This is a genomic window from Bacillus cereus group sp. BceL220, assembly GCF_051776965.1.
GTDB lineage: Bacteria > Bacillota > Bacilli > Bacillales > Bacillaceae_G > Bacillus_A > Bacillus_A cereus.
Genome location: NZ_JBPWBC010000006.1, coordinates 106,558 through 123,461, shown reverse-complemented (window position 1 = coordinate 123,461; position 16,904 = coordinate 106,558). Strand labels below are relative to the sequence as shown.

Below are 16,904 nucleotides of genomic sequence, written 5' to 3'. Positions count from 1 at the left end.
TTCCCTCCTTTTATGCTTCTATAAATCTTTGTAAACGTTGCTTCGCTATCTCTCTTCTATAACTAGCGGCTTCATTTTTTACAGTTAGACTTGTTTCAACCATTCGGTCATATGAACGTTTTCCAACTTGATTTTTCAACTCTTTTGGTTCCAAATTACTCGTATATAAAGTAGGAAGTTCTTTTCTATACCGACCATCAATAATATTGAACAATTTTTCTTCTACCCATTCCGTAGTTTTTTCCGCTCCAATATCATCTAATATAAGTAAGTCGCATTCTAAAAGAGCTCTCATAATTTGTGTTTCATTTTCTTTATTTTCGCTGTTAAACGTACTGCGAATGCGTTGCAATAATTCTGGAACACTTTGAAAGACGACAATGTATCCTTTTTTAGAAAGCTCATTTACAATTGCGGCTGCTAGGTGTGTTTTACCATTACCAGGTTCTCCCCAAAGCATTAACGATTCCCCGTTCCATTCTTTAAATGTCTTCACGTATTTCACTGCGACTTTATAAGCTGTCTCTGATCCATTTCTATCTAGAAATGATTCAAATGTGCTTTTCGAGAATCTTTCTCCTAAATTACTGATACTAAACAACTTTTCTATTTCTCGTTTTTTAGCAAAGTTTTGAGCTTCACGTATTTTTGTTTCTTCACGTTCTACAACACACTCACATGTAGGAAGTATTTTATTTTTAATACGTAACTGCGGAACTTCTACAGTGATTGCGGCTATATATTTATTACAGTGTTCACATGTATACCCTTCTGTTTCTTCACTACAAGCCGATGTATTCACTATCCGAGTCATCACTCTTCCAATTGATTCCGACACGTTTTTTCACTCCTTTAGTTCGTTGATATTTCGTTTCTAAAGCATCAACATCTTTTAAAGTCTTCACGTTATTGTTAATCCACTGTTTTAAAATGCCCTCAGCATAATTCCATTTTTTTTGTTGCTTCAATGCACGTTCCATAGCTGCTTGCACAAGTTCTTCGTTCATATCGTTTATCCATTGCGAAATACTTTCGGCTATGAATGAATTTAAAATACCGAAATTATTTTCATAGAAAGAGAAGATGCTACTACTTTGTATATTAGTATTTTGTTTATTAGTATTTAGTTCTTTAGTATTTAGTAGCTTGGGATTTTCCACCGGTGGTTTTTCCACTGGTGGCTTTCCCTCTGGTGGAATCTCCACTGGTGGCTTTTCCACCACTGGATCATTTTGAGGAACTTCGTATATGATTGTTTCCCACCTCACAATTTTGTTGTTATCATCTCTCACTGGAAATCTTTTAAGATACCCATATTCCTTTAGCTCTTTCATCCCAGCTCTTAAACTATCTAGCCCATCCTTAGCATGCCTAGATAATTCTTCTCTATAAAAAACCCAGTCATCAGGAAGCGTAAGAATATACGCTAAAATACCTTTTGCTTTCCAACTTAATCTTTTATCTTTAAGACCTGTATTATTTATCGTTGTGTAGTTCTTATCTTTATTAACTCGAAAAGTAGCCATTCATTTACCTCCTAGTACAAACCGCCACATATGCTTGTCCACTTTTGATAATTCGTTGAATTTCATAATGCGGATAACCAACTTTGAAATACTGTACAATCATTTGCTTTAATTCATCCTTGCTCTCTGCTAAGTTCCAGAATTTATTAGGTAATAGTACTTGATATTCAATTAAACGCATGTACTATTTCCCTACTTTCCGTGATATACTTATAACAACTTGTTTTTTCTAAAGGACCCATTGCCGTGGGTCTTTTTATTTTGTTTTATGTCACTCCAAGCCCATCTTTTTATCGGTTCGTAAGTAATGTAAAGTAGCAATACACTAAATGCCATAAACATTGCGAATGCTACTAATGACATTGTATCTTCCACTAAATCACCTCCTTTTGTGTTTCAAGCCAAGCTTCTAAATCCTTTTGTAGGAAAAGTAATTTGCGCCCCTCCCTAATCACTGGAAACTGTGGGTGACTTGCTAATTCATACATTCTACAGACAGCGATGTTAAGATAATCAGCTGCTTCTTTCACCCTCATTACCTTGTTTGGTTGTGATTGTTGCTGAAACTGCGCTAAAGCCGCTTGGATTTCTTCGCGAACTACTTCACGGATTGAATCTTTAATGATTTGATCTAATCCCATTTTGTTTTGCTCCCTTCGAAATTTATGTTAAATGTGTATTCTTTGTACTCTCCTATATAATGTTTGAGATTATTGGACTTCATTTCCTAAAAAAAGAATAAAAACATCTTCCTCTAATACTTGAGCCAACTGTAATGCATCACCTAATGTAGGGGTCGCATAACCTGTTTCCCAATTACTTATTACGGATTTCTTTTTGTTTATCTGCGCTCCTAATGCCTCCTGAGTTAATTTTTTACGTTTGCGAGCATTGATTAAATTATGACGTTTCTTTCCCACGATGACACCTCCTAAAACCCAACTTACTTGGACTTCTTATATTTATTATAAGTCCAATAATTTTGGATTGTCAATAATAATATTTGAGTTTTTTGTACTTTTATTCATAAATATAAAAACTAAAACAAAACCATTGAAAAAACTAATGCAAAAGTACTATAAACAAAGTACAATTTAATTGTACTTTTATTTAGTAAATTATTTTCGCCTACTTTGGTGAATATATATTAACGGGGTGATTTTGTGACTATTTTGGGACAGAGGATAAAAGAGACTAGAAAGAAACGTGGCTTAACTCAAGATGGATTAGCGTTAAAAATTAAAGAAAAAATGAATGCAGACGTTAAAATGAATAAAACTACTATTTCTAATTATGAGACTGGTTATAGTTCTCCTTCTAATGAACTTCTAGTTGTAATTTCAGATGTCTTGAATGTATCGGCTGATTTCTTATTAGGAAGATCTGACGATCCAGAGTTAAATGCTGTTCAGTATACTGAATTAAGAAAAGAATTCAATGAGCTTATTGATGTGTTAGAAAAAATGCCAAAAGAAAAGCAAAATATGTTATTGGATATGATGAAGGCTGCTGTGGCCCCTAATAAAAAATGATTGTCAGCATTTGGGCTAACAATCATTTTTTTCTTTTCTAACTATACTTTTAATAGTCTCCACTTCCTTTTTCTTTTCTTCATCATTCGTTAAAACTTCCAACTTTAACATTTCCCATAATGTGCTCTCTACCATACGCTCCACTCTTCTTCCCCCATCACCCTAAATTATTCAAAAATGCCAAAATGCAGAAAATGAATAACTCCTTAAACGTACGAAATGCCATCGCATTCTTAGATGCAATGGCATTTAAAATCATTTATTATCCTAAAGTTCCTGGGTCCATTTTCATTATTTGTACTTCTTTTACTTTTTCAGCGGCTTTATTATCTTTAGTTGATACCAAACCAACAGATAACACTGATAATGCAAGTGTACCTGCAATAACTAAACTAGCTACTATTTTTTTCATACTCATTGTCCCTCACTTTAAGATATCAAAGATTTTTATGTAAAATAAATTGCCGTCTTTTAAGAATCGATGATATGCTTTCCTACGCAATACCTCATCATTTGTCGCTATCGATAGATAAAAATCTTGAATTGCAGTACGGTTAGCAATCTGATGTAATATTGCTGCAGCTTCACTATTCTTATTCTGACGTATATACTTTAACGCCCTTTCAGCATCATGATGTATATATTCCGATTTTACAGGAATATTATGAATAATACAACAAAAAGAGCTAGTATTTTCCACTAATTTTCTTTTAAGTAATGATTTGTTATTTTTTATTTTCTTCAATTCTATAAGTGAAAGCTCAAAATAATACAATGCTTTATCAGGATCACAGAAAATGTAACTTTCAGCAAATATACTTAATGCTGTAGCTTTTAATAAACGCGGAACTCCTTCTTCGTCTAAAACTTTTTGCAATAAATCTCTAGCCATAATTACTTCATCTTGCATTAAATATGCATATGAACATATTATGTTTAGCTCTACCTCATTTAGCTTTTTTTCTAAACCTTTTGGCATATCATTAATTTTTTCTTGTATCATCCCTTGTAATACTGTTAAAACATTGTATGCTCCTAAATCAAAATAACCATAAATACTTAAGGTATTCACTAGTATGTTTACCCCTGGTTTATTTAAATTCACCTTTGTACGCAACACTTCTATTTCTTTAAGGAATTCTCCTGATCTTAAAGAATGAGTTTGTCTATCTAAACAAACACGAAAAATCTCTCTATAATTATTTGTTACTGATTGTTTATACTCTTTTCCAACAAGAATACTAAGTAGTTCTGTGTAACCTGCTAAATATAAATAATACATAGCAAGTCTTATATCCGATTCTTTATTGGTACTGTTCAAGAACTCCTGAACTACTTCCATTTTCTTTTCTTCAGAATCAAGTCCACCCAAGATTTTCATAAGTTTTGTAAAAGTCATGGGTACTTTTCCATTCAACGTTTTCCATAAATTCGACTGCGATAAATTTGTTATTTTTGACAATTTCGCTGAATTCAAGTCTTCACTTGAAACAATACCTCCAAAACCTATTACCTTATTCATACTAAAGCCTCCTTGAACGCGAGACACCTTCCCGAATTTTCTCAATAGAAAAACTGTACCATAGAGGATTTCATTTTAATTATTATGTTATACTTGGGCTGACTCATGGCAAGAGTTTTCCCTATCCACATTAGGGAACAGCATAAGAGTGGCTGCACACTACTTTTGCTGCGCTATGGGTCTTTTTCGTTCTTATTTTTCATTAAAATCAGTTTATCACAAGATTTAGAACATTCATTCCATTAACAGTAAATTCATGTTGAGAAAGTTTTTTTCGAAAAAACCATGTTCTTACTAAAAATATCTCACTATTATAAGAGCATTTATTCTAATTGTTTTTAAATAATAAAAGAGTTTTTATGAGTCGATTGTAGTAGAAATCTTTTCCAATCATAACGGTGAAAATTAACATGTTTTTACTAATAAAAAAGAGCCTTATGGCTCTTTTTTCATTTATTTACCTCTTTGTTCTATGATAAATAACATCTTCTTCGATTCTTTTAACAATTCCATCGAATCCTGTAAATAAACTATCTGCTCCGTAACCTAATTTTGTAATTAAATTATAAATTTCATATGCTTTAGACTGTGGAATATAAAATTTATATATAAGTGGCTGTTCTTCTACTTTTGGATCATCCCAGCGAATCCTATTATTATCTACATATTCTTGGATAATAACTTCTAATGAACGTCTATCAACTAAATCAACTCCAAATTGTTTTATTTTACTCGTTTTGTATGACCAACAACTCAACACCCCTTTTTGATAATTCAAATTAGGATTCCGATAATTATCCGGTCTTACTAAACGTAAGGGTATTTTATGATCGGTATGTTTTAAGAACTCTATTATTTTATAGTTCAACGCATACAAAACCATATTTCCATCTACACGACCTGATTTTATAACACCTATTGATGCGAAATATAAAGAAGTAAAAATATTAACTGTCCAATCAATTAAACGGGTTGGCACTCCATAATGTTGCGCTAATGCTGCGATTTCCAACATTTCATCAGGAATCCAGACATCGCCTAATTTCGCTATTGAACCAAAAGTAAAATCATTCAATATATCTCCTCTTAAAAATGGGGCATCTGGAAGATTAAGGCCTTTTAAATCTGCTAAATTATAAAATCTTTTTAGAGCAACTAATTCTGCAATTTGATAAAAATTTTCATGATTCTTTTGATCATGTGTATAAGTTATACCGCCTTCGCCTCCTAGACCAGCAAATTCGAAAAGCTTATTAAAACTCTGTTCATCTTCTCTTAAAGCACTTGGCAAAAGCTTATATTTGCTACTTTCCCCTCGAAAAATGTATCCATCAAATAAAAAACTAAACTTCCCAACTGGTGAAAGTTCATTATATATATCACTATCCTCCGAAATATATATTTCTTTTAACACCTTACTTGTAACCATAATTCCCTCTCCTTCAAACTCTATAACTTTTAAATATACATTACTAATTCTACTATTTTATTTCTACTATTGAATACTTAAATATTGTATCGTGTCTAACTACTTATTAACAAGTAATGGAAATCACTTTCTATAACTGAATTTGCTCATATATGGTAAAATGTATCCATCGCTGATATGTCCAACTATGTAATTTTTATAGCAGCAAAATTACAACTAGACTTATATATACAAAAAAACACTCATAATGAGCGCTTTTTTACAAATTATAACCTATCCATTTTTGTCCTAATGATGTATTAATTAAATACCATGCTTGTTTTACTGTAACGTTTTGATTAGCAACATAACCTACTGGTTGAGAGCCCGGATCATTGCGTATAGCCACTTTTCCTGATACATATAAACGTCCCGCGCCTGCATCAAAATCACGCCATAGTGAAGATTCCCATTGATTGAATCCCATCCATTTTTCCCCTAAAGATGTATTAACAATAAACCATGGTTGCTTTATTGTTACATATTGATTAGCTACATATCCTACTATTGTTGGATCACTTGGACTATTGAATAGTGGCTTTTTACCATAAATATAGTTTTGTAGTACTCCGACATAAGATATAATTCTTGCATCAGAATTCCCTGCTGCCATAGCTGGTGTAGAACCAATAGCCGTAAATGCTAATGCTATTGCGAAAAATACTGCTAATAACTTTTTCATCTTTCTTCCTCCCCTTGAATCGCTTTATAATTCCATTAATTACATTACAGAATTTTCCGTATATTGTAAAGATAAAATTAGTATTATCTTACAATCTTATCCTATAACTGAATTTGTTCATATATGGTAAAATATATCCATCGCTGATATGTCCAACTATGTAATTTTTATAGCAGCAAAATTACAACTAGACTTATATATACAAATAAAAAAGCACTCATAATGAGCGCCTTTTACATGTTATAACCAATCCATTTTTGTCCTAATGATGTATTAATTAAATACCATGCTTGTTTTACTGTGACATGTTGATTTGCTACATAACCTACTACACGAGGGTCACTTGGATCATTATGTAATCCCACTCTATGTTCACTAATAAAAAGCTTCGCATGAGCCGCATCGAATCTACTCCACAGCAAGACTCCATTATCTTCATTATATCCTACCCACTTAGGCCCTAAAGATGTATCAATTAAAAACCATGCTTGTTTTACTGTAACATATTGCCAAGCAACATAACCTACTGGGTTTGGATCACTTGGACTATTTAATAAAGGTTTTTTTGAAAACACATAATTAGTTATATTGAATTCATTATTATAATAAACTTGTGCATTCCCGTCTCCCGCTGCCATAGCTGGCGTAGTACCAATAACTGTAAATGCCAATACTAGTGCAAAAAATACTGTAAATAACTTTTTCATCTTTCTTCCCCCTTGAATTGATTTATAATTCCATCAAGTATATTACCGAATTTTCCGTATATTGTAAAGATAAAATTAGTATTATTTTACAATCATATCCTATAACTGAATTTACTTATATATGGTAAAATGTATCCATCGCTGATATGTCCAACTATGTAATTTTCATAGCAGCAAAATTACAACTAGACTTATACAACATGATTCAAAACAAATGAAGGAGTGTTTTAAGTGAAAGGACATATTCGAAAAAGAGGAAATAAGTATTGTATTGTTATTGATATCGGTCCTGATCCAGAGACAGGAAAAAGAAGACAGAAATGGTTTTCTGGATATAAGACAAAAAAAGAAGCACAGGCTGATGTGGCAAAGAAAATTACAGAGTTGAATGAAGGAACTTTTATAGAACCATCTAAAGTTACGTTAAAGGATTATCTAAATCATTGGCTAGAAATTAAAAGTATGAGCATAGAAAAGAGTACCTTTGCTGGCTATAAGGCGTTTATCAACCAACATGTTATACCTAGTATAGGAATGGTTGCACTCCATCAATTAAATGTTATACACATTCAAAAATGTTATAAGACTGCGATGGATAAAGGGATTGCAAGCAATTCTATTCTGCTTATGCATAGAATTTTAAAGAGCGCTTTAAACCTAGCCGTAAAACAAAATATTATGTCTCGAAATCCAGCAGATTTTGCTGAGATACCTAAAAAAGAAAAATCCCCTATCCAGACTTGGACAGAGGAAGAAGTAAAAAAATTTTTAGCTCATTCACAAGAATCACGATATCACATTGGGTATCTACTTGCAATAACTACAGGTATGCGTCTAGGAGAAGTTCTAGGGTTACGATGGCAGGACATTGATTTTGAAAAACATACCGTTACAATAAATCAAACATCTGGTCATGACAATAAAATCAAAAAAACTGCAAAAACAAATTCGTCAAAACGCACAATTCCTGTACCTAATGAAACAATAGCCGCCTTAAAAAAACATAAAATTTTAATTAATAAAGAGAAATTAAGGTTTGGTTCTGCTTATCTAGATCAAGATTTAATAAATTGTAATGAGTTTGGAAGAATCATAAAAAGAGCACCTTTCAGAAAAGGTTTCATTAGGGCGACACACAAAGTAGGTATAAAAGAAATTAAATTCCATGATTTAAGACATACACATGCAACTATACTATTTAAACAAGGAGTTAACCCTAAAATCATCAGTGAGAGATTAGGTCATACAGATATTTCAATGACATTAAGTATCTATTCTCATGTTTTACCGAATATGCAAGAAGAAGCCGTTAAAAACTTTGGTAAAAGCATCTTTGGATAACGTATGTTTGCAAAATGTTTGCAATTCATAAAAATAGGTCAAACAAACGTTGTTATATCAAGGTTTGTTTAACCTATCATCTTATATTCTTGATAAAATCTCCGAATCCCTATTGAAATATTTAATAATGGAGCGTTCTCACCACCGCGGGTTATGCATTCGAATCGATATACATAGGAGAAAAAATCTTGTGTTTTTTCATCTTTTATCGGCCCTGACATCGCCTCACAAATATTTTGTGATCTAAGAGGGGAAAAATAGATTTCTTCTTCATTTGTATTTTCTAAATATATAGGACGCTCACAAAAAATATGTGAGATTAAAGCGGGCACCCACTTAGAATACGTTTCATTATCATGTAGTACTGGCAAATTAGAAATCAAATCGGATTGCCATTCATATTTTGGTGGTTCTACTAATCTATTTGGTTTCCAATCATGAATAATCTCATACCAACTTTGAAAAATATAATCGAGTTGCTCTTGTCTAATAGGTTCTTTCGATACAATCCATGGTGTATTTTCATTTAATACGTACGGGTTATGCTGAATAAACAATATATCCGAAAACATATCATACAATCTTTCATTCAAACGTTTCAACTTACTCGTTAATAAAAATGTCTTATAATGTATCTCTACGATGTCCAGCCATTCAATAGGAAAGTATATAAATGATACCTTTTCATTTAAAAGGGGTTCTACTATATTTTCAAATGTTAGCAGCCTTAATTTTTTCATAAAATGATTCCTTCCTTTCTTCAGTTGTCTTGATTATCAAAAAGCTAGAACAATAGTTACTTAATCTAATCCATTTAAACCAAGTATTTAAAAGAAACGTAAAAACTGTTTATCTACATAAATTATTATCAAACCGACTCTTTTAAAAATTCAAAGTAATTATCATGTATAACACCTCTATTATATTTGAATTTCGATACATTCGAATTATACATTACACTTAATGCATTGTACTTATCATTTACAATATCTTTACAAAAAAACCAAAAAAGAACACCTTAATTCGGTGCCCTTTTTACAAATATCAACCTTTATGTAATTGAACATATAGATAACAGTAATCCCCCAAATGAAATTGCTCCTAGTAAACCTACTACAACTCCTGTTAAACAAATACAATCAGCAAGACAAATAGAAGACTGCGATAATGGAACAAATGACCTACTTGTACTCGAACCATATTGTTTTATTTTCTCATAATTCACATCTAACATTAGATGTAAACATGTTACACCATCCTCAATAGTATGTAGAGGTTCTTTTTCTAATCGCTCCAATAATTTACTATCAAAAGCAACTGATAGAGGATACTGCTTATCTAATTTCATATTTTGATAAATTAGTTGCAAACGAGATAATATATTGTTTTTCTTCTTTTCAGATGTTACTGTACATTTCATTTTATTAAATTCATTTAATAACAGTGTCAATTCATCTCTTTTTCCGTATAAATCTTTAGCTATTTTTCTCTTTAGTTTATACGAATGGATAATAGATTTTAGTTCAATCATATTCATACACTTCCTAATTACATATTATTTACCCGATTATTTTATAGATAAACAGTACTTTTTAATCTTATTTAAATTACACTCAAGCATCTTCATTTACTATCGATTAACATTACATTAACCTTACAAAGTTGTAATGAATTCATTAGCTAGAAGGAATCAATCCCTAAACCAGACAGATATTTGATGATAAAACCATAAGAAAAAAGCAATGATTAGATTTTAAATCTAGTCATTGCTTTATCCATCACCTCTTGATTACACCTATATATCTTATTGTTACTCTTTCACTTGAATGATTGAATATATCCATTATAATAATGGCTATATTCTTTGTCGGCACGTACATATATAAAACTAATGTTTTTTAATTGATAAGGTGAAACTTTAATTAGCCCTCACCAATTGGGCTTTTATGGGTAGTCCGCCACCTAACTTCTCTTTGCTCCCGCTGAATTTTTTTAGGGTCTTACTGCCCTGCAAATAGCAGGATAAATGCAATCAATATTCATACGTTATAATAGTACCAGTAGTATCAGTAGTACCACTAAAACCATCAAAACAGTTAGAGCAACCACCACAACCTCCACAACCTCCACAACCTCCACAACCTCCGCAACCAAAACAACCGAAGCAACCAATACAACGGAATCCGCCACAACGACCTCCACCACAACCACCACAACGACCACAACCGCCACAGCGACGAGCAGCATCTTCAATATAGTAATATGGATATTGGTTTTGCTGGTCCCAATAGACAATATTTCCAGACCGGTAATCATTAAGACTTAACGCTTGTAGTTCTTGTTGAAACTGATTCATTTTCATAACCTCCGTTTATAAAATACAACCTCATTAATGCTTCCCTATATTTCTGTTCGTTACATCTAAGTAAAAATAGTGCTATAAACTAAGTTCAATACGTACACCAACAAAGTATGACTTATCACTAAATGATGCACCTTGTTCATATACCTATTTTTGCTATGGGCTCATTTTTATAAAGTGAAACTTTAATCAGTGGGGGGAGTTCATCCCCCGCTGATTATTAGCCCTCACCAATCAGGCTTTTACGAACAGCCCGTTAATGCGGGATAAATAAAAATTAAAAAATATGAATTCTAGCGTCATATCTTCATACCTACTAAATTCAATTAATTTCTCAATAATTATGTTGTCATATCCTATATATTTCCGTCTGCCGCTTAGATTTTTCTGTACTGTAAATGCCTTTCGCTATAACACCTCCAAGTAACTGGTTTCTATGACGGATAAGAAATTCCTACAAAGAAAAAAGCCCTTATTAGGGCTTTTCATTCTATTTCTCCAGCAAAACTCTCTATGAAATTCCTAATAGAAAAAAGACACACTTAGATTGATGCGTCTTTTTGTGATGCCTCTTTTGTGAAATCATATAAAGCAATTGCGCCTAAAAGAACAAGTATACCTTGAGGAACATCTAGTAAAATAGTTTTCCAAATTTCTGGAATTACCCATTTAATATCTGCTGCTGTTTCAAGATATGTTTGGAAATAGCTGATTGTAAAATTAATTATCCCTAAAAATACAAACAACGATAAACCAAATCGAATTAATTTCTTATTTGTAAACATATAACACCTCTCAAAATTCATTGGATATTCCTGCTTTTGCTTCTTTATATTTCCATATCTTTATATCTAATTTTAACACATAAAGAACTCAAAAAAATACGATATGCATATTTGCATATCGTATTAACAACACTCCATGATAATTTAGAAATTCCTGCAAAGAAAAAACAACTCCGTTACAGCTAACAGCTCGGGTTTCTTTTCTTATTTAACTTCATACCACCAACATTTACGTTCTTTGATTGTAAAATAAATGTGACAGAAGTTTATCCAGTTAATGCGTAGACAAGTAAATGAGCTAAATTATCGATATTCCATTTCGCCATATCCGTAGCACTAATGACTTTACGCAAATTTGACAAGAAAAAATATATAGATAGATATTATCCATACCTATCTATAACATTACTTCTATTCCTTATCCAATTACGTCTTTTACGTCTTTATCCACTGGCCACTTTTCTAATGTATAAGCCATTTCCCAAAATGAATATTCATATTGACTGCTAATAATAAAATGCTGTTTCATACGTTTGCGGTCTGCCTCTGTTACATTTTCAGCGATAGTATCTAAACGTGTAATTTGTTCTTCAACTAACGTACGGAACCAATCAGATCCATAAGCAGAAATCCATTCGTTATAAATTGGCTCTTCCGGCTGGCACTCTTTTAAGTGTTCGCCAATTTCATAATACAACCAATAGCAAGGTAAAATTGCTGCAATGATATCTCCTAAATGCCCTTCATACGCAGCACGATACATATGTGAAGTATACGCATATGCAGTTGGCGCAGGAATAAAATTATCTTTTTCTTCTTTTGTTATCCCTAGCTTTTTAGCAAAATTCTCATGTAAAGATAACTCGGCCTCATATGTATTTTGAGCATGATGTGCCATACGAGCTGTCGTCTCTAATTCAAGAGCTTTTGCAGCTCCTAAAGTTTGTACTCTAGCAAAATGACTCAAATAATATGAATCTTGAAGCACATAATAGCGAAAACTAGCTAAATCTAATGTTCCTTCACCAAGTTTTTTTACAAAAGGATGGTTAAAACTCGCTTCCCAAATTGAATCTACTTCTTTACGTAATGATTGTGAAAAAGTCATTTAAATCCCTCCAATAATGTATAAAATATAAGTATTTATCCACAATTATTAAAGCTATAAAATAAAAAAACTTTCTTTACAGGCGTAAAGAAAGTGAAATTGACAGTATTTATTTACTCATTAAATAGCAACGTCTTTCCCACTTCCCTACGCTGGCATTAACCAGATCAGGTACTAAGAGTCTCAAAATCACATTTGATCTCAGCCTATAAAAGGCCCCCCTAGTGGATAAATATTTTGTTTTTATAATGTATCCATCATAGCATACTTCGTGAAACTGTCAAAAGAATTAGTTATATAATCTCCTTAAAACCCTTCTTCATTTCTAACTTTTAATGATGTTTCAATAATCATATCTAATAGTTTGCTATAACTAATTCCCGCTGCTTCTGCACTTTTGGGCAATAGGCTTGATTGTGTCATCCCTGGTAATGTATTAATTTCCATTACATATGGAATTCCGTCCTTCACCATCATATCAACTCTTGCATAAACACTACATTTTAATGCTTTATAACAAGCCAGTGAAGCTTTATTTACACGTTCATTAATTTCTGCTGGAAGTTCGATAACTTCCTCAACTGTACTAGTATCATCATATTTTGCATTGTAATCAAAGAACTCGGCTGCATGTCGAATTGAAACTATAGGTAACTGTTTTCCATCCAGAATAGAACATGTAATTTCATCACCTTTTATATACTTCTCAATTACTACTTCAGAATCCCATTCGAATACAGTTTCTAGCATTGAGATCAATTCATTTTTATTGTAAACGATTTTCACCCCGACACTCGATCCGCCGGAGTTTGGTTTTACCACTAATGGAAATCCTAACTTATCTAACTCATCAAAATTTAGATCCTCCATTTTTGTAAGTTCAATCCAATCTGGTGTTTCTACACCTTCATAACGTAAAATCTTTTTCGAAATATTTTTATCCATACATATACTACTAGATAACATATTACTTCCGCTATAAGGAATCCCTAAACTCTCCAGTGTTCCTTGAACTGTCCCATCTTCTCCGTATTTTCCGTGTAATGCGAGCAATGCAAAGTCAATGTCTTTCGCTTTTTCAATTAAATCCATTTTTTCATTTAATGTAATTGGGACTATTTCATACTTATTTTTATCTAAATGAGCAATCATTTCATTCCCGGTCATAATTGAAACTTGTTTTTCAGACGATACCCCGCCCATAATAACACCGATTTTCATTTTCTCAACTCCAATTTTCATTTTTTAATGTATCACCAATTATTTTAATTCCCCGAACTATTTCTTCTTCTTTCAAGCGCGAAAACCCTAATCGGAAAGTGTTCGCTCCTTCTCCATCAGAGTAAAAAACATCTCCAGGTGAAAACGTAACGCCTTTCTCATAACACTTTTGTAAAAGTGTGCGGGCGTTCATATGCTCTTCTAGCTCTATAAATAAATGCAGTCCACCATCTCCAGTCATTCTTTTGAAAGGAATGTACTGGTTACATGCCCCGACAGCTAACTCATATTTTTTCTTATAAACAGATCTTGCCTTTTTTAAATATTTTTCAAAATATCCCTCATGTAAATATTGAAACAGAACAGCTTGATCTAGCGTAGATGTGTGAATCGTTCTTGCTCTTTTTACGCTTTCCAAATAATGAATCAGCTCTTTATCTGCAATAATCCACCCTACACGTAAACCAGGGAAAAGTACCTTTGAAAAGCTACTAATATAAATCACATTATTGCCAGCACCAGCAAAAGTTAATAATGGAGCTAAATGTGAACCTGAATAACGTAATTCTTCATTAAATCCGTCCTCTATAATAGGAACGTTGTATTTTGAGAATAACCTCATCAATTCCGTTCTTTTCTCTGAACTCGTAACAATACCGGTTGGATTATGATAAGAAGGAATTAAATAAGCAAAATCAAAATCTTTTTCACGCAAACTTTTTTCAACTTCATTCGTATCAATACCATCCTCATGCATATCAATCCCATGAACTTCAAGCCCATGTAAACGGAAAAGCTTAAGTGCAGCGTGGTGAGTTGGATTCTCACAAATGACACGCCCGGATTTTTTTGATAAAGAAGAGAGTACAATATCCAACCCTTCTGTAAATCCATTTGTAATTAGAATATCTTTATTCGAAATGTCTACACCTTTCATTTCCATGTAATGAAGTAAATAATTCATTAACGGTCTATATCCCTTTGCATATCCGTAGTTCAATACGATGTCCCCTTCAATGGACATACGAGTAAGAAAAGCTCTTTTGAAATTTTCAACATCAAATAGCTTCTCATCCGGGGCTATACTATTAAAAACAATCATTCCCTTTTCCCAACGAACACCATGTTTCATTAAATCTAATTCGTCCGCTAATGCGGTCACTGTATTAAGTTTATTTTTCCAATCTATTTCAACAGACGAAGTGTTAGATATATCCACCTTCGCAACAAAGTTCCCTTTTCCTTTAACTGCATAAATGAGTCCTTCTTGCTCTAAATCTGCATAAGCAGCGAGTACAGTGTTTCTACTCACACTTAGTAATTCACTTAGTTCCCTTGTTGATGGGATTTTTTGATCCCCGAGCAAATGCCCTTTCATAATCATCTTTTTCAAATAGTCTTTTAATTGAATATAAACGGGACGATCTTTAACAACTTTAAAATCCTTAAACAATTCCTTACCCCCTGCAATCATTTTTGCATATTTATTTCATTCTCAAAAGGTCCACGACATATGTATTTTTTATAAAGGGCGGTACGGTCTTACAAATCTTTTCGATATAAGTTAATTACATCTTTTAAAGCTGCAGCTGCAGCGCCTCGTGGATTAGAAGCCCCACCAATTGTAGTAACTTGTCCCATCGTATCTGTAAAGAACGTAATTCCTTTTTCGCTCCCATTTACTTTTGCTAACGGATGATCTTTTTCTATTTCGCACGGTTCAACATTTAAATTCACATTGCCACCCTCATCCTTATATATTGATGCTATTAATTTAATAATTTTATGTTGTTTCTTAGCATTTTGTATTTGCTGTTTTGTAACATGCTCGATTCCTTTTATATGTATATCAGTAAGTGTTTTCTCTGTTTCCATTAAGCTGTTAGTCAAAAGTAACAATTTACACGCACTATCTGAACCACTTATATCTAATATAGGGTTTGTCTCAGCAATCCCTTTATTTTGTGCTTCTTTCAGCGCTTCTTCAAATGTCATATCTTCCTCATACATTTTCGTAAGAATATAATTAGTTGTTCCATTTAATATTCCTTCTATTTTATCAATACTGCAACCGGCTAAACTAAATTGTCCAATATCTAGTGTCGGTAGTGCAGCGGCTGTTGCACCGCTATATCGAATTCGTACATTTGCGCCTCTTGCTGCTTCATTTATTTCTCTCCAGTTTGTAACGAGCGCACCTTTAGAAATTGCTACTATATCCATCTGTTTCTCAATCGCTTGTTTCATATATTGTTTCCCTGGATTTCCATCTTTAAGATTTGTAACCGTTGATTCTACCAATACAGTACCACTTATGCTAGTTATTGCACGTTCCTTCGGATGATACTCTAAATATTTTTCAATTGCAGCGGTACCGCCACCATACATCAATAAATGATGAAGAGATAAGCCTTCTTCATTATGTATTGCAATATTTCTCCCTAATACGCCACTTACAACTAATTGAATCCCATATGTTTCATATATATATGAATATTTTTCATTTAATAATTTTATAAACTCTCTGCCTACTGTTCCGTATCCTGATAATACAACTTGAATTTTCATAATATCCCCCCATATTTTTCTACCAAATCCCTCTTTCAATATAATATAAAGCGCTCTCGAATTCCATCGAGAGCGCTTTATT

General features: G+C 32.6%; 22 protein-coding genes, 1 pseudogene and 1 riboswitch. Of the genes and pseudogenes, 2 read left to right on the top strand and 21 right to left on the bottom strand.

Annotated features, from left to right (window positions below; genetic code table 11):
• Window positions 1-10 precede the first annotated feature (10 nt).
• From ACS2FK_RS17335 to ACS2FK_RS17310, 6 genes are all read right to left on the bottom strand, one after another.
• On the bottom strand, window positions 11-814 hold the full coding sequence (locus ACS2FK_RS17335) for an ATP-binding protein (RefSeq protein ID WP_063547382.1): 804 nt from the start codon (window positions 812-814) through the stop codon (window positions 11-13).
• Entirely contained in the window at window positions 783-1,526 is a 744-nt protein-coding gene (locus ACS2FK_RS17330; RefSeq protein ID WP_063547381.1) for a DnaD domain protein, read from the bottom strand. Before ACS2FK_RS17330 ends, ACS2FK_RS17335 begins: the two co-directional genes overlap by 32 nt.
• Before the next feature lie 4 nt (window positions 1,527-1,530).
• On the bottom strand, window positions 1,531-1,707 hold the full coding sequence (locus tag ACS2FK_RS17325; protein WP_080469808.1) for a hypothetical protein: 177 nt from the start codon (window positions 1,705-1,707) through the stop codon (window positions 1,531-1,533).
• 29 nt (window positions 1,708-1,736) lie between these two features.
• Window positions 1,737-1,901 carry a hypothetical protein gene (locus tag ACS2FK_RS17320; RefSeq protein ID WP_080469807.1) on the bottom strand — a complete coding sequence of 55 codons (165 nt, stop codon included), beginning with the start codon at window positions 1,899-1,901 and terminating at the stop codon, window positions 1,737-1,739.
• Window positions 1,901-2,167 (bottom strand): helix-turn-helix domain-containing protein, encoded by a 267-nt coding sequence (locus tag ACS2FK_RS17315; protein ID WP_000522020.1) that lies wholly within the window; start codon window positions 2,165-2,167, stop codon window positions 1,901-1,903. The genes ACS2FK_RS17320 and ACS2FK_RS17315 overlap by 1 nt, the downstream gene beginning before the upstream one ends.
• A 69-nt stretch (window positions 2,168-2,236) precedes the next feature.
• A complete protein-coding gene (locus ACS2FK_RS17310; protein WP_063547380.1) occupies window positions 2,237-2,446 on the bottom strand; it encodes a helix-turn-helix transcriptional regulator in 210 nt (69 codons plus the stop codon).
• 243 nt (window positions 2,447-2,689) lie between these two features.
• Between ACS2FK_RS17310 and ACS2FK_RS17305 the strand changes: the two genes are divergently transcribed.
• Window positions 2,690-3,058 carry a helix-turn-helix domain-containing protein gene (locus ACS2FK_RS17305; protein WP_063547379.1) on the top strand — a complete coding sequence of 123 codons (369 nt, stop codon included), beginning with the start codon at window positions 2,690-2,692 and terminating at the stop codon, window positions 3,056-3,058.
• Window positions 3,059-3,073: 15 nt separating this feature from the next.
• On the opposite strand, the gene ACS2FK_RS17300 is transcribed toward ACS2FK_RS17305, so the two are convergent.
• The 6 genes from ACS2FK_RS17300 to ACS2FK_RS17275 form a co-directional block, all read right to left on the bottom strand.
• On the bottom strand, window positions 3,074-3,202 hold the full coding sequence (locus ACS2FK_RS17300) for a hypothetical protein (RefSeq protein WP_255288311.1): 129 nt from the start codon (window positions 3,200-3,202) through the stop codon (window positions 3,074-3,076).
• A 118-nt stretch (window positions 3,203-3,320) separates the two neighbouring features.
• A complete protein-coding gene (locus ACS2FK_RS17295; protein WP_080469931.1) occupies window positions 3,321-3,470 on the bottom strand; it encodes a hypothetical protein in 150 nt (49 codons plus the stop codon).
• 12 nt (window positions 3,471-3,482) lie between these two features.
• Window positions 3,483-4,580 (bottom strand): AimR family lysis-lysogeny pheromone receptor, encoded by a 1,098-nt coding sequence (locus ACS2FK_RS17290; RefSeq protein ID WP_063547378.1) that lies wholly within the window; start codon window positions 4,578-4,580, stop codon window positions 3,483-3,485.
• A gap of 457 nt (window positions 4,581-5,037) precedes the next feature.
• A complete protein-coding gene (locus tag ACS2FK_RS17285; RefSeq protein WP_063547377.1) occupies window positions 5,038-6,009 on the bottom strand; it encodes an FRG domain-containing protein in 972 nt (323 codons plus the stop codon).
• Window positions 6,010-6,268: 259 nt separating this feature from the next.
• Complete coding sequence (locus ACS2FK_RS17280) at window positions 6,269-6,730, bottom strand: hypothetical protein (protein WP_000734558.1); 462 nt, start codon at window positions 6,728-6,730, stop codon at window positions 6,269-6,271.
• A gap of 233 nt (window positions 6,731-6,963) precedes the next feature.
• The gene (locus ACS2FK_RS17275; RefSeq protein ID WP_063547376.1) at window positions 6,964-7,437 is read right to left on the bottom strand and encodes a hypothetical protein; all 474 of its coding nucleotides are present in this window, start codon (window positions 7,435-7,437) and stop codon (window positions 6,964-6,966) included.
• Window positions 7,438-7,668: 231 nt separating this feature from the next.
• Between ACS2FK_RS17275 and ACS2FK_RS17270 the strand changes: the two genes are divergently transcribed.
• Window positions 7,669-8,778, top strand: a complete 1,110-nt coding sequence (locus tag ACS2FK_RS17270) for a tyrosine-type recombinase/integrase (protein WP_063547375.1) — start codon at window positions 7,669-7,671, stop codon at window positions 8,776-8,778.
• Between the two features lie 68 nt (window positions 8,779-8,846).
• Here the strand turns inward: ACS2FK_RS17270 and ACS2FK_RS17265 are convergent, their stop codons facing one another.
• The 9 genes and pseudogenes from ACS2FK_RS17265 to ACS2FK_RS17225 all read right to left on the bottom strand — a co-directional run bounded on the left by ACS2FK_RS17265 (window position 8,847) and on the right by ACS2FK_RS17225 (window position 16,822).
• Entirely contained in the window at window positions 8,847-9,518 is a 672-nt protein-coding gene (locus ACS2FK_RS17265; protein WP_000736204.1) for a pPIWI_RE module domain-containing protein, read from the bottom strand.
• 311 nt (window positions 9,519-9,829) lie between these two features.
• Window positions 9,830-10,315, bottom strand: coding sequence for a hypothetical protein (locus ACS2FK_RS17260; protein WP_002041181.1), 486 nt, complete (start codon window positions 10,313-10,315; stop codon window positions 9,830-9,832).
• Between the two features lie 209 nt (window positions 10,316-10,524).
• A pseudogene (locus tag ACS2FK_RS17255) lies at window positions 10,525-10,676 on the bottom strand (site-specific integrase); the annotation flags it as partial.
• A gap of 134 nt (window positions 10,677-10,810) precedes the next feature.
• Window positions 10,811-11,134 carry a heterocycloanthracin/sonorensin family bacteriocin gene (locus ACS2FK_RS17250; RefSeq protein ID WP_063547374.1) on the bottom strand — a complete coding sequence of 108 codons (324 nt, stop codon included), beginning with the start codon at window positions 11,132-11,134 and terminating at the stop codon, window positions 10,811-10,813.
• A 548-nt stretch (window positions 11,135-11,682) separates the two neighbouring features.
• Window positions 11,683-11,946: a DUF3937 domain-containing protein gene (locus ACS2FK_RS17245; RefSeq protein WP_002082716.1), complete on the bottom strand. Its 264-nt coding sequence runs from the start codon at window positions 11,944-11,946 to the stop codon at window positions 11,683-11,685.
• A 397-nt stretch (window positions 11,947-12,343) separates the two neighbouring features.
• Entirely contained in the window at window positions 12,344-13,033 is a 690-nt protein-coding gene (gene tenA, locus ACS2FK_RS17240; protein WP_000144507.1) for a thiaminase II, read from the bottom strand.
• Between the two features lie 127 nt (window positions 13,034-13,160).
• A riboswitch (TPP riboswitch) is annotated at window positions 13,161-13,266 on the bottom strand.
• Window positions 13,267-13,339: 73 nt separating this feature from the next.
• On the bottom strand, window positions 13,340-14,254 hold the full coding sequence (locus tag ACS2FK_RS17235; RefSeq protein ID WP_063549318.1) for a D-alanine--D-alanine ligase: 915 nt from the start codon (window positions 14,252-14,254) through the stop codon (window positions 13,340-13,342).
• 4 nt (window positions 14,255-14,258) lie between these two features.
• Window positions 14,259-15,707, bottom strand: coding sequence for a PLP-dependent aminotransferase family protein (locus ACS2FK_RS17230; RefSeq protein ID WP_000471611.1), 1,449 nt, complete (start codon window positions 15,705-15,707; stop codon window positions 14,259-14,261).
• An 89-nt stretch (window positions 15,708-15,796) separates the two neighbouring features.
• A complete protein-coding gene (locus ACS2FK_RS17225; protein WP_063547373.1) occupies window positions 15,797-16,822 on the bottom strand; it encodes a homoserine dehydrogenase in 1,026 nt (341 codons plus the stop codon).
• Window positions 16,823-16,904: the final 82 nt, after the last annotated feature.